General features: G+C 28.8%; 15 protein-coding genes. 9 read left to right on the top strand and 6 right to left on the bottom strand.

The window, feature by feature from the left end:
* Positions 1–41 precede the first annotated feature (41 nt).
* A complete protein-coding gene (locus tag BUA92_RS17410) occupies positions 42–464 on the bottom strand; it encodes a hypothetical protein (protein ID WP_073021706.1) in 423 nt (140 codons plus the stop codon).
* Between the two features lie 166 nt (positions 465–630).
* On the opposite strand from BUA92_RS17410, the gene BUA92_RS17405 reads away from it, so the two are divergent.
* The 5 genes from BUA92_RS17405 to BUA92_RS17385 all read left to right on the top strand — a co-directional run bounded on the left by BUA92_RS17405 (position 631) and on the right by BUA92_RS17385 (position 4,668).
* Complete coding sequence (locus BUA92_RS17405) at positions 631–1,356, top strand: LytR/AlgR family response regulator transcription factor (protein ID WP_073021705.1); 726 nt, start codon at positions 631–633, stop codon at positions 1,354–1,356.
* Positions 1,357–1,380: 24 nt separating this feature from the next.
* A complete protein-coding gene (locus BUA92_RS17400; RefSeq protein WP_073021704.1) occupies positions 1,381–2,679 on the top strand; it encodes a sensor histidine kinase in 1,299 nt (432 codons plus the stop codon).
* Positions 2,680–3,017: 338 nt separating this feature from the next.
* Complete coding sequence (locus BUA92_RS17395) at positions 3,018–3,797, top strand: hypothetical protein (protein WP_073021701.1); 780 nt, start codon at positions 3,018–3,020, stop codon at positions 3,795–3,797.
* A complete protein-coding gene (locus tag BUA92_RS17390) occupies positions 3,787–4,308 on the top strand; it encodes a sigma-70 family RNA polymerase sigma factor (RefSeq protein ID WP_073021699.1) in 522 nt (173 codons plus the stop codon). The genes BUA92_RS17395 and BUA92_RS17390 overlap by 11 nt, the downstream gene beginning before the upstream one ends.
* Before the next feature lie 12 nt (positions 4,309–4,320).
* Complete coding sequence (locus BUA92_RS17385) at positions 4,321–4,668, top strand: hypothetical protein (RefSeq protein WP_073021698.1); 348 nt, start codon at positions 4,321–4,323, stop codon at positions 4,666–4,668.
* Positions 4,669–4,757: 89 nt separating this feature from the next.
* Here BUA92_RS17385 and BUA92_RS17380 read toward each other — a convergent pair whose 3' ends face one another.
* Positions 4,758–5,702, bottom strand: a complete 945-nt coding sequence (locus BUA92_RS17380; RefSeq protein ID WP_073021695.1) for an alpha/beta hydrolase — start codon at positions 5,700–5,702, stop codon at positions 4,758–4,760.
* A gap of 186 nt (positions 5,703–5,888) precedes the next feature.
* Here BUA92_RS17380 and BUA92_RS17375 point away from each other — a divergent pair, with 186 nt between their 5' ends.
* Positions 5,889–6,077: a hypothetical protein gene (locus BUA92_RS17375; protein WP_073021693.1), complete on the top strand. Its 189-nt coding sequence runs from the start codon at positions 5,889–5,891 to the stop codon at positions 6,075–6,077.
* Between the two features lie 47 nt (positions 6,078–6,124).
* Here the strand turns inward: BUA92_RS17375 and BUA92_RS17370 are convergent, their stop codons facing one another.
* The 3 genes from BUA92_RS17370 to BUA92_RS17360 all read right to left on the bottom strand — a co-directional run bounded on the left by BUA92_RS17370 (position 6,125) and on the right by BUA92_RS17360 (position 9,972).
* Positions 6,125–7,825: an MFS transporter gene (locus BUA92_RS17370; protein ID WP_073021691.1), complete on the bottom strand. Its 1,701-nt coding sequence runs from the start codon at positions 7,823–7,825 to the stop codon at positions 6,125–6,127.
* 71 nt (positions 7,826–7,896) lie between these two features.
* Positions 7,897–8,421 (bottom strand): TetR/AcrR family transcriptional regulator, encoded by a 525-nt coding sequence (locus BUA92_RS17365; RefSeq protein WP_021803932.1) that lies wholly within the window; start codon positions 8,419–8,421, stop codon positions 7,897–7,899.
* 168 nt (positions 8,422–8,589) lie between these two features.
* Positions 8,590–9,972, bottom strand: coding sequence for an MATE family efflux transporter (locus tag BUA92_RS17360; protein ID WP_073021689.1), 1,383 nt, complete (start codon positions 9,970–9,972; stop codon positions 8,590–8,592).
* 289 nt (positions 9,973–10,261) lie between these two features.
* Between BUA92_RS17360 and BUA92_RS17355 the strand changes: the two genes are divergently transcribed.
* Positions 10,262–11,503, top strand: coding sequence for an HlyC/CorC family transporter (locus tag BUA92_RS17355; RefSeq protein ID WP_073021687.1), 1,242 nt, complete (start codon positions 10,262–10,264; stop codon positions 11,501–11,503).
* A gap of 25 nt (positions 11,504–11,528) precedes the next feature.
* Complete coding sequence (locus BUA92_RS17350) at positions 11,529–11,963, top strand: nucleoside deaminase (RefSeq protein ID WP_073021846.1); 435 nt, start codon at positions 11,529–11,531, stop codon at positions 11,961–11,963.
* Between the two features lie 24 nt (positions 11,964–11,987).
* On the opposite strand, the gene BUA92_RS17345 is transcribed toward BUA92_RS17350, so the two are convergent.
* A complete protein-coding gene (locus BUA92_RS17345) occupies positions 11,988–12,518 on the bottom strand; it encodes a hypothetical protein (protein WP_073021684.1) in 531 nt (176 codons plus the stop codon).
* A gap of 121 nt (positions 12,519–12,639) precedes the next feature.
* Here BUA92_RS17345 and BUA92_RS17340 point away from each other — a divergent pair, with 121 nt between their 5' ends.
* Positions 12,640–13,653 (top strand): homoserine dehydrogenase, encoded by a 1,014-nt coding sequence (locus tag BUA92_RS17340; RefSeq protein ID WP_073021681.1) that lies wholly within the window; start codon positions 12,640–12,642, stop codon positions 13,651–13,653.
* Positions 13,654–13,717: the final 64 nt, after the last annotated feature.

Raw genomic sequence — 13,717 nt, 5'->3', positions numbered from 1 at the left:
AATTGCCCTTATTATATATGGTTGTAAATTTAGAGGCTATATTAATTGTATGTGTTTACATTTCCATCTTTATCCCCAAAATAAAGATGTTTTTTCTTATATATAAAGAAAGCCATAAGTGCTGGGAGTATCAGTGAGCTTAAAGTTGAAATTTTAAATCCATTCATTATAATAGAATATAAAATATTTATTATTATGCATGTGAAAAATATATAAACTCCTAGTGATTTTTTGGCTAAAATTAAAATGATGCCTAAAACTAAAATTACAATTAATACAATACTAATAATTAAAGTAGGACCACTTAAAGCAGCCATAGCTTCCTCTCCAACAATACTAGAAAACTGATCTTTCATTAAAAGAACAGGAACTAGACCTAATAGAGCAAATCCATAGATAACTAGTTGAATTATAGATACAGTTAATATTCCTGCACCTAAAGTATACCTTTTATAATCTTCCATAAATAAATCCCCCTCATAAATAATCATGAAAATATTATATCAAAGACTAATTGAAAATAGTTAAAAGTGTAATAAACGTTGGAAAAACTGTAATAAACGTTAATGTTTTACCAAAATTATGCTATAATTTATGATGCATGCTTTAAAATAAGTTAGGAGGATTGTGATGCTTAAAATATTTATATGCGAAGATAGTGATATTCAAAGAAAAAGATTTTTAAATATAGTAGAAGATTGTATAGAATTTAGTGATTATAATATGGAAGTAGCATTAGAGACAGGTAATCCTAAAGAGCTTATAAATCATGTACGTAACAATGATGAGATCGGTATATATTTTTTAGATGTGGATCTAAAGTCTGATATAAATGGAATAGAACTGGCTGCGGAAATAAGAAAATACGATCCACGTGGTTTTATTGTTTTCGTAACAACCCATGAAGAAATGAGTTACTTGACCTTCAAATATAAGGTTGAAGCAATGGATTATATAGTAAAGGAAGACTATAAAGAACTTAAACCTAAAATAAGGCAATGTCTAGAAGAGGCCTGTAATAAGTTATCAGATAAAAGAATAGACGATAAAATCTTTAGTGTAAAAGTTGGAGATAAAATAATTAAAATACCTTTTAATAAAATTCTATTTTTTGAAACCTCAACCTTTATAAGAAAAATTGTCTTACACGGTGAAAATAGATATATAGAATTTATAGCTCAAATGAAAGATGTAGAAGAAAAGTTAGATTCAAGATTTTATAGATGTCATAAGTCATATATAGTAAACAAGGATAATATAGAAGAGATAGACGTTAAAAAAAGAATAATATATATGAAAAATGGAGAAGAATGTTTAGTTTCTATAAGGCATATGAAGAATTTAATAGGTGATTAGACACTTGTATTAAGGAGACAGAAGATGGATCAATATAGCTCAGTGGTTTTTTGCACTTTGTTTACATACATAATTATAGTTAATTTATCTTATTTTGAAATAGATTTTAAAGAGCTTATAATTGCTATGATATTAACGTTAATAGCATCAACAATAGCATTTGAAATAAAACATTATTTAAAGATGCTTCCAATGTTAATTGGTGGAGGATTATATATATACATAAATACTAAAAAAGTACTACATAGCATAGCATATTCACTAACTTCAATAATGTTGCTTATAATGGTCGATTATGCTTTATGTGCATTATATTATATGTTGTTTAACATAAATGGTGTAGGGCCGGAATTTACATTAAAATTTATGGCATTAGAGTTAATAGTAATGTTTTTAGTAAGTAAAGTGTTAGGGAAACTCTTAAAGAAAGCAAATCTAAAAATAATAGATGTTTTATTTAATAGGAAGTTTCTTATATTAATGACAATAGCACTGGTTTTAATATTAATAAAAATCTATACTAGCGTAGCTGCTAAAGGTATTGATGGAACATATATTAATGCATTTTTGTTTTTTATTTTATGCATCTTAATAATTATAATAATATATGTAATGTTTAGAGTTACAACAAAAGAAGCAGAATTAAAAAGTAAGCAGATTAATTTTGAAATTTTACAAAACTATACTACAAAAGTAGAAGGTATGTATAGTGATATGAGGTCTTTTAAACATGATTACGCTAATATAATATCATCAATGATGGGATATATAGATGAAGAAGACATGACAGGTTTAAAAAAGCATTTCTATGAAAACATATTACCCTTAAACAAAAAGATTGGAAAAAATGATTCAGAAATAGGACGTCTTAGGCAGATAAAAGTGCCTGAGATTAAAGGACTATTATCATTAAAACTAATAAGAGCACAGGAAATGGGCATAGAAGTCTTAATTGATATAAAGGAACCCATAGAACAAATAAGTATGAACATAATAGATTTGACTAGAGTACTAGGCATATTATTAGATAATGCTATAGAGGCTACAGAAGAATGTGTTTTACCTAAAATTAAGGTAGGATTTATAAAAGACAACCAGTCCCTAATAATAGTTATATGCAATAGTTACAAGGGGGATATACCATCTGTAGAGAAGCTTTATAAAAAGGGGTTTTCAACTAAAGGTGCCAATAGAGGAATAGGTCTTACAAGTTTAAGAGAGATAATAAATAAATATGAAGCTATTTATCTAGACACCTTAATCGAAGATAGAGAGTTTACACAAACTATAACTCTAGATAAAAACTTTAAAGATAACCATTAATTATATTTTGGTTGTTATAATTACATATTAAAATACTCTGCTTTGAATTTATCTTAAGCAGAGTATTATTTTATTCTAATCCCTCTAAAAATTTTAAATAAGATTGTGGAAATATATTTATAAAAACTTTTTTACAGATGTACAACTGTACAATCGTACACCTGTACATCTGTAAAATTGTTAATTTGTTAATTTGTACACCTGTACAATTGTACAAGGTTAACAAAATATTGAGATATATAATTTATACAAAAACTTTTAATAATTAGAATTTTTTGTCCAATATTTTCTATTAATTTACGAATATATGGTAAAGAAACTTATTAGGAGGGAGTAATATGAATAAAGAAATAGCCAAACTGTTAAATGAAAACACTTATGATGAGGATGAGATAGAAAGTTATATGAGCTTTTCTGATATTGATGACAACAGTTTAAATAGGATAACAAATGATGTTAGGACAAGAATAGCTAGAGGTGGGCTTAAGAAAAGTGGATTACGTGTCCAAGAAATGTTGGAGCAAGGTGAATTTATAGAGAAAACTATTAAAGGTACGGATATAGATGTTTTAGAGGATTCAATTATGATAAACATGATAGCTAAAATACCATTTATGTCTGGTGATGGTTACTCTTTTAATAGGTTAATGTTTTGCACAAATAAGAGAATTATGATAACTTCAGCCAATTATTATAACAACCCATTTGTAACAGAGAGTTATTTAAAAGAAGAAATCAAAAAGATAAGTTTAGGTAAAAAGGTTAAAAGGCAATTTAGACTTAAAAGGTTGCTTGAAAGTAATTTAAGTTTAACAAAAGCTCTTATAACACTTGTAGCTGCAATACCTTTTTTATTTTCAATAGGAGCTGCAGGAGGTACGTTAGCCGCTGGAATATATTTTGCTACAAAGTCTGAAGTTTTAGCATTGCTTGGTTTTTATAGCGCTATATTAGGTCTTGGATATATTGTAGTAGTAAGACCTAAACTTATCACAGAAGTTTTATTAGAAACTAAGGATGGTAAAAGTTATGATGTAATTATTAGAAACGAGGATTATAAAGAAATCCATGAGTATTTAAACACTTTTCTAGTTAGGGGGGAGGAGTTTGACAGATAGAGATATAGTCACAGGTATACTAAATAGAAAAGAAGATGCTTTGGAAGAGCTTAAAAATAATTATGGACGCCTTCTTTATGGTGTTATAAATAAGATATTATCATCTTTTTGTGGGGTAATGGATATAGAAGAGTGTTTTAATGATGCGCTTATGAGTATATGGGAAAATATTGATTGTTATGATGAAACTAAAGGGGAACTCAGAAATTTTCTAATATCTGTAGCAAAATTTAGAGCTTTAGATTATAAGAGAAAAATAAGTAAGCAGAAAATAAATCTTGAGTTAAAGGATGAGATCTATAAAGATACAGATGACATTCAAATCGATGATGAAGGTTTTTACAAACTTATAGAGAATTTAAAAGAAAAGGATAAAGTTATATTCGTAAAAAAGTATTTACTGGATGAGTCTGTAGATAAAATAGCTAAAGATATAAATATGCCAAAAGATACAGTATACAAACGGTTAATGAGAGGAAGAGAGAAAATAAAAGAATATATTGAGAATTAGGGAGGGGTATTAATGACTGCTAATTATGTGAAGCTTTTTCCAATCATGTATGTAGTTAATTCAACAGATGAGGTTTTAAGAAATCTGTATTTTACCTATGAAGGAATGATGGGACCAGATGTAAAAATTAAAAAGATAGGTAAGGGTAGTATGGAGTCTACAGCTATTGTAACTAAAAATGCAAATGAATTTAAAAAAATATTTATGTATCATTATGATAAAGAGAATATAAAACACGAATATATAATAACTAATAGAATATTATGGGGAGATAATAGGGATAGAAAAATTGAAATATTAGGTGTTAATGAGGATGGTTCATACAAACTTAAAATAGAGCATGATTTTGTATTGGTATAATAAAGAAAAGCTAGAATGCTAAATAGGTGCATTCTAGCTTTAGTTATATTAATGTTAGAAATCTAGTCAAAATACTTGGAAGAGTGAGTCTACTTTACGTATTTATTAAGAAAGTCACTAATTTTTTTCTCATAACCTTCTTTATCTTCTCTATAAGCTGTTGCATGAGTAGCATTAGGAACAACAAATAGATCTTTTTCACTGCTACATGCTTCATATAGTTCATAAACCATTTCATAAGGAACAAAGGTATCTTTATCTCCATGGATAAATAAGGTTGGTGTATTAGATTTAGAAACCTGCTTAATAGCTGAGGCTTCACCGAAAAAGTATCCGGCCTTTATTTTAGTTAATAGGCTTGTGGTATTAACTAAAGGGAAGGATGGAAGGTTGTACATTCTTTTCATCTGGTAAGACAATTCAGCTTTTACTGAGGTATAAGCACAATCTGAAATTATAGCTTTTACATTGCCAGGAAGAGTTTCACCACTAGTCATTAAAACTGTGGCTCCACCCATGGATACACCATGTAATATTATTTCGGCCTTTGGATTAATATTTGCAATTATATAATCGATCCATTGCAAGTAATCTTTTCTATCATGCCAACCAAAACCTATATAATCTCCTTCACTTTCGCCATGACCTCTATTATCAGGCATTAAAACATTATACCCTAAAGTCTCATAATAAAATTTTGCATATTGGGACATCTCTTTAGCTTTACTAAAATATCCATGAACAATTATAGCAGTTTTATTGGTAGGTTTATTTGCTTTAAGATAATAGCCACGAAGCTTCAAATTATCAAAAGATGTGATTTCTATATCCTCATATCCAATCTCGTCAAGCCAAGTTTTTCTAGGGGTTACGGCAGGGACTGATTGCTTGAAATCTAGAGATGTGTCACCCTTTAAGAAATCTTTGCTTGTACGAGCTACTGATAAATCATAAAAATAGAAGCTTGCCAAAGTTAGTCCTATTAATAATATAAGAGTTATTAAGAGTAACGTAATCCTTAGTAAAATTTTCATTAATTCAGTCCTTTCTATAGTTTTATTGTATTTATAATAATATATTAGCTTACATAAGACAATTGGTTATTAAATGAAATAAAGTATAACGATTATTACATAATTTGCAACGTTTACTACATATTTCACACAAATAAATTTATGTATGATAGAATCAAAATAATAAAAATAAAAGGAGGGATATAGATGAAATATGAAGAACCTAAAACTAAGGAAAGAAGCAAAGTTAAAGGGATGTTTTTTATTAGTTTGCTCGTTATTATATACATATTGTTAAGAATAAACATTCCCTCTTTTAATAATAATGAAAACTTAGGTTTATTAATATTTATATTTATAATTTTAACTATAACTTTTAGAAAAAAAATTTCTTAGGAAATATTTTAAAAGCCCTCTCTAAAATTTTTCAGAGAGGGCTTTTATTAAATTTCAGATTTAGTTTTGTTAGTTGAGAGCATTAAGGTGAATAGTAATCCTACACCAGCTATAATAGCAGCACCAATGAATAGTTTAGCGAAACCGCCATTTAATACACTTTGGAAGGTAGATTCTATTGTAGCTCTATTTGTATCTAAAGATAATAGATAACTAGATTTAATTCCCTCTATAATAGAATCAGACGAAACATTAGGAGGTAAGGTGTTAGCTAAAGATGCTTTAATCATAGGACTTACTTTATCTATCATAGATAGAGCAAAGTTTTTAATTGCATCAAATATTGTAGTTACATCAGCATTTTGTAATGATGATAATGTATCACTTGCCATTCCACCTCCGCTTAAAGCTGATACGGGCATTCCCTCAGGTTGAGGGAGAACCTTCATAAGTTCAGGAGCCATATTTTTGCCTGCATCTGCTATAAAATTAATCAATATATTTGGAGAAATAGCTACTCCTATGGAACGAATAAGAGAAAGTGTTGCTTGAGCTGAAGAAGTTTCATTTTTAGGAACATAGCTTTGCATTAAATAATTTAAAGGTGTTCCCATATAAAAGCCCATTCCAATTCCTATAAATGCTAAACCAATAAATAGAGTTATTGGAGAGTTTGTTTTGGCTGTTATAAGTGATAAAGTAAGAGTGCCTATAATTGTAGATATAAAGCCTATTGTAAGTATAAATTTTGCCGAGTATTTATCTATCAATTTACCGCCTAAAGGTGCGGACACTCCAGAAAATACAGCCATTAAGGTTACTAAATAGCCACCAGAACCAGTCTTTAGCTTAAGAACATTTTCCCCAAATTGAGGAACAAAAACAATACCCATAAGACCAGAACCTACAATGAAACTTATTATTAAAGTTAGTGTTATGTTTCTATCTTTAAAGTATTTTAAGTTTATGACTGGATTTTTAGCTCGCTTTTCAACATATATGAATACAGGTACCAATAAAACAAATATTATTAAAAATGGATAAACACTAATAGATTTTATAGAATTAATAAAGTCATGGAAGTTTAAGTTAGTTAATGCATACATTAGTGAAAGAATAAGAGCACTAACAACTATGCTTCCTTTTGTATCTAGCTTACTGTTAGGATTTTTTGAGCTTTCATCTGTAGTAAGTTTTGATAATATAAGAATGACTAATACTATAGGTACATTGATAAAGAATAAAAATCCCCAGTTATCATTACCTACTAGGCTTAATAGGCCAGAACCTATAGTAGGGCCTAAAGTGGTTGCAATACCATATATAGCACCAACCATACCTAGAGCAGAACCTCTTTTTTCAGGAGGAAAAGTCTCGCCTATATATGCTGTAGCAATAGGCATAATTCCGCCACCACCTATAGCTTGAATAACTCTAGCTACTAAAAGAAGGGTAAACCCACCATAAAAATCTGAGATACCACAAAGTAAAGAACCTACTCCAAATATTAGTATGCTGATAGTATATATTTTTTTCTTACCATATATATCAGAGAGCTTTCCTGATATTGGCATGGTAACAGCGTAAGCTAAAGTATATATGGTTATCATCCATATAGAACTACTGGCATCAATTCCAAAGGAGTTAGCTATTACTGTTCTAGCAGGAGAAACTATACCGGTATCCATAGCCCCTATGAATATACCTAATAAAAATAATATAAGTGCTAAAGTTTTTTTGTTATTCATTTAATACACTCCTTTTATGAACTATGTTCACATAAATTTAAAAAATATATTTAGGAGATACTCCTAAATATTTATAGTACTAATAAACTGTAAAATTCCTCAAAAGTAATATATTTGGTTTTAGCCATATTATTAAAGTTATATATTATAAAAGCAGCTAATTTTTTTACTTCTAAATTAGTATTAAGAGTGCTTTTATGCAAAACAAGAATTTCTTCTACAGCTTCATATAATGGTGCCATTGTTGACATATCTTGCTTATAACTGCAATTATCAGAGGACATTTCAATAAAAATAGATATATGATCACTTAAAAACCCATCTATACAAAGGTATATTTGAAAAAGTTTATTTTTTAAACTTATATCTGCCTTTACAATGGATTTAACAGAATATATTATATTAGCCCAATCTCTTTCAAAGATAGCTATAGCCATTTCCTCTTTATTTTTAAAGTAATTATAAAAAGTTCCTGTACCAATTCCGCAGGCCTTAGTTATTTCTCTTATATTTAAATTTTTATAATTAGAATTAGTTAAAGCTTTTTTTCCTTCATCCAAAATTAATTCTCTTATGTTTTCTATAATCTTTGGCAAATCTAATCCCTCTCTTTATATGAACCATGTTCATATTATAGACCTATGAGAAATTTTTTGCAATAGTATTATATAAAGAAAAAGAGTCAATTAACACGAAACGGTTGATTGACTCTTTAACTGTTTTTAAATTATATAGATACCAAAACAAGGTTTTGGATTATCACTTTATGATAACTTAGGTTTAAGAAATCTTTTTGGTTCTTTAACTTTTGGAGTAAGAGTTCTCTTCATGAAAAAGATAGATGTTATTGCAGATATTAAATCTGATAAGGGATAAGCAATCCAAGCTCCCATGGCTCCAAATGAATTAATTAGTATTATTGCTAGAGGAATAAATATTATTATTTGTCTATAAACTGAAAGTAAAAAAGACTTTCCAGATTCCTCTATAGCTTGATAGTAGTAAATTCCAATATAATATATCCCTACTACTGGAAGGATAGATATACATATTCTAAAAGCAGTTATGGTTTCTTTTAATAATTCAGCTTCTTTAAGGAAAAATCCTATTATAGATGGAGTGAATAACATAAGTACGCTCCATATTGCTAAGGAGAATATAGTTACCCATTTTATAGAAACCTTTAAGGCTTTAAGCATTCTTTCTCTATTTTCTGCACCATAGTTATAAGAAACTATAGGTTGCATAGATGAGCTTACTCCTATTATTGTAACAAACATAAACATAGAAACCTTTGTTATAACTCCTATCATAATTATAGCATTGTCTCCAGCTGTTGATAAAAGTAAGTTATTAAGTACTACTGAAACTACAGCATCTGAAATTTCTATAACAAAAGTTGAAAAACCTATAGTAAATATATCTTTTATTAAACTGCTAGAAAACTCTTTGCTTAATCCAGAAGCAGTAATATCTAGTTTTAAAGTATTCTTTGTTTTATAGAATTTATAACTTATAAATAGGAAAGCTATAAATTGAGATATTATTGTTGCAATAGCTGCACCTTTTACTCCATAGCCAAGCATTGCAACAAATAAGTGATTTATAAATACATTAGCAATAGCACCTAAAGAGTTTGCATAGAGATTTATTCTAGTATCACCTAAAGAGGTCATTATATATCCCATAACTATTGTTAGTCCCTGAAATACTGTTCCTATAAGAATTATAGATATATAGTCTTCAGCAAATGGATATAAATTTTCACTGGCCCCTAATTTAGTTATTATAGGTTGATGAAATACATATATTATTAAAGATAAAATTCCTAAAGATAACAGTGTCATTATTATACTGTTTATTATTGTTTTTTTTATGCCATTATAATTTTTCTCTCCTAGATTTTTAGCAACAAAGGTAGAAGTTCCAACTGAAATCAACATACCTATGGATGTCATAAATCTTTGTACAGGAAAGGCTATGGTTAATGCTCCTATAGCGTTAGAACCGATGTATCTACCTACATATATAGTATCTACCATGTTATAAAGTTCAACTACTAAGAGAGAAATCATTGCAGGAATAGCAAACTTTAATAAAGTTTTTCCTATTTTACCTTCTGTAAATATTTTATCATTAACTCCCATAGCCCTCACCTCCTTTAACATTATTAATCTCATAATAATATTATAAGTCAGCGATTCAGTTAATTTGAGTGACTTAAATGAGGTGTTTGAGGTATTAATATGGGCATATAAGAATAACTAATAATGCACAAAAAGCATAAAAAACTTAAAATAAACAACATTAAACCTAGGATTAGTACTTTTTTAAGGTAGTTTATTAGATATTTTGTCTGGTAAATATTAATCGAAACATATAAATATGGTATAATATTTGAAATAACATTTACCAAACTATAGGAGAGTGATTTTTTTGGATTCAAGTTATACGTTGCAGATAATAGTGCTTATATTTCTACTTTTATTATCTGCGTTTTTTTCAGCATCGGAAACAGCACTTATGTCTTTAAGTAAAATAAGAATAAGGCATATGGTTGAAGATGGGGTTAAGGGAGCTAAATTAATAGAAAAACTTACAGAAGACCCAAACAAACTTCTTGGAAGTATATTGGTTGGAAATAATGTAGTAAATATAGGAGCATCTGCATTAGCTACATCAGTGGCTATGAAGACGTTTGGTGAATCAGGAGTAGGAGTAGCTACTGCAATAATGACTATTTTAATACTTATATTTGGAGAAATAACACCTAAATCAATAGCAAAGCAAAGGTCAGAAGGGGTTGCGTTAAAGGTTTCAAGCAGTGTGAATATAATAGTGAAAATTTTAAGACCCTTTGTAGCAATATTTACATTTATATCTTCTACCGTATTAAAGTTGTTTGGAGGAGATTTAAATAAAGATCAACCATTTATAACTCAAGAAGAGCTAAAAACTATGGTTGATGTAGGTGAAGAGGAAGGCGTTTTAGAAGAAGAAGAAAAGGAAATGATCTTTAATGTGTTTGAATTTGGTGATATTCAAGTTAAAGATGTAATGGTTCAAAGAGTAGATATAGTGGCATTAGGTTTAGACTCAACCTATGATGATGTTATAGATATAATTAAGGAAGAACAGTTCTCTAGGATTCCTGTTTATAATGATAGTATTGATGATATTATAGGAATAATGTATGTTAAGGATTTAATTCTTTTAAATAATAAAGATAACTTTAAGGTTCAGGATTGTATAAGAGAAGCCTATTATACCTTTGAATTTAAGAAGGTAACAGAGCTATTTAAAGAGATGAAAAAAAGTAGAAATCATATGGCTGTTGTATTAGATGAATATGGTGGAACGGTTGGAATAGTGACTATAGAAGACTTATTAGAAGAAATAGTTGGAGAAATAGAGGATGAGTATGATGAGCTAGAGGAAGAAATTGAAGTTGTTAAAGAGGATGAATATATTGTAGATGGTAGAATAAGATTAGATGATTTAAGTGAGTTAATAGGTGTAAAAATGGAGTCTGAGGAGTTTGATTCTATAGGAGGATTTGTTATAGGTCAACTAGGAAGAATACCAGAACCTAAGGAAGAAGTAAGCTATGAAAACATGAGGTTTGTAGTTGAAGAAATAGATAAAAATAGGATTAAAAAAGTTAGGATATTTACTTAAGAGGAGAGGTTTTCCATTGAGTTATATGAAAGAAGCTATTAAAGAAGCTTATAAAGCTCTGGAGAAGGATGAGGTGCCTGTTGGAGCTGTAATAGTAAAAGATGGTCATATTATAGCTAGAGCCCATAATTTAAGAGAAAGTTTAAAGTCTTCTTTAGCACATGCAGAGGTATTAGCTATAGAAGAAGCTTCTAGATGTTTAGGGGATTGGAGATTAAATGGTTGTGAATTATATGTAACCTTAGAGCCTTGTGTTATGTGTGCTGGAGCTATAATTCAAAGTAGAATAAGCAAGTTATTTATAGGAACTTTTGATCCTAAACTAGGGGCGTGTGGATCAGTTGCAAATATAATTAATCATCCACACTTAAGTAGTTTTGTAGAAGTGAACTGGACTTATGATACAGAATGTAGCGAAATATTAAGTAACTTTTTTAAAAATAAGCGTAAAAAAAATTGACCACTATGTATTAGTGGTCAATTTTTAATATGCTGCCATTTGATAGTTGTTTAATGGTCCCTGATACACTATTTCAGCAGAAGGTATTTCTAATAAATCCATAGGCTCTACAAAGTTTAGAGGCTTGTCAAATTCATAGACATTAGTTTCTTTAAGTAAATAAGCAATCATTTCTGAACAAAAGAACTTGTCCCTCGCTTGATACTCCTTGTTAAATAATTTAAAGAATATTCCTATTAAGTTATATTTAACTTGTTTTCTATTAAAATCTTTAAGTATTGAATTCATTTGAGTGTATTGAGTTGCGTCTACAGTTATTTTTATTACTACAGATGGACAATTTGGATAAAATGAAAAAACACCCTTATTTATTTCTTCTTTTTTAAATTCTCCTAAAAACGGGTTTCTAGCATACTTTCTGCACATGCTGTACATACTGCTTAATTCTTCATCAAGAGAAATGGAAGAATGAGTATATTGTTTTTTTGTGTATAAACGTATAGCTCTAGCATAAAATGTACCTGTTGCTGTAAGTACAATATAAATATCTCTCATCGTCTTAATCACCTCATAGTTTTTATCAAGTAATATAATTATATAACATTAAGTCATATAAGTGTATTTAATAAATCTTAAATTTATATAAAGAATTAATAAAAGTGTTGGAGGTAGTGTAATGAATTTGGCATTATTGGGTTTCGGTGGAGTAGGAAAATCATTTATAAAGCTATTGGTTGATAAAAATGATGAACTTATAGACCAAGGATTAAATATTAATGTAGTAGCTATATTAAATTCTAAGGGAGGAGTTTATAGTAGTGATGGCATAGATTTACAGAAATTATGTGGTTTAAATGATTTAAGAGAACATTCATTATGGAATAAGGACTTAGATTATAGAGAAGTGTTAAATTCTAATTGTGTGGATTTAATGGTAGAGTTAACACACACAAATAAAGAAACTGGAGAACCGGGGTTAAGTCATATAAGATATGCACTTGATAACAGGATAAATGTAGTGACTGGAAATAAGGGACCTATATTATTAGCATATAGTGATTTAAAAGAGCGGGCATTAAAGAGTGGAGTGTCTATGGGGCTGGGGTGTACTACAGGAGGAGCTCTACCTTCTTTGAATTCTGGATTAATAGAATTAGCAGGTTCTAAAATTTTGTCTATAGAAGGGATATTAAATGGTACAAGTAATTTTATATTAGATGAGATGGAAAGTAAGAGTATATCCTTTAATGAGGCATTAGAATTAGCCAAGAATTTAGGAATAGCTGAGGCGGATCCATCTTTGGATATAGAAGGATGGGATACTGCAATAAAAATGACTATAATGGCAAATGTTATTATGAATAAAAATATATCACTAAAAGATATAAATGTGGAAGGTATAACCCATTTAAAAAAAGAAGATATAGAAAAAGCAAAGAAAAATGGGTCTAAATACAAGTTAGTAGGACTTATATCTAATATAGATAATAATGTTTCAATAGAGGTCAAACCTAGATTAGTAGAAAAAAATAATGTTTTAGCTTCAATTAATGGTAAAAATAAAGGTTTGAGATTTAAAACTGATACTTTAGGGGAATTAGTTGTTATGGGTGGGGCATCTGGAACTATAAATGCAGCTGCTTCTATTTTAAGAGATATCATAAACATACATAAAGGATATAAATATTAATTTAAATTAGAAAATTTTTACAATAACAAATCACACATATCGAAGGTCCTCCATATTATATTAT

Origin of the sequence: Clostridium intestinale DSM 6191, from assembly GCF_900130055.1 — a bacterium.
GTDB classification, from domain to species: domain Bacteria; phylum Bacillota; class Clostridia; order Clostridiales; family Clostridiaceae; genus Clostridium_T; species Clostridium_T intestinale.
The sequence above is the reverse complement of the archived record's forward strand: the minus strand, read 5'-3'. Positions and strand labels throughout refer to the sequence as shown.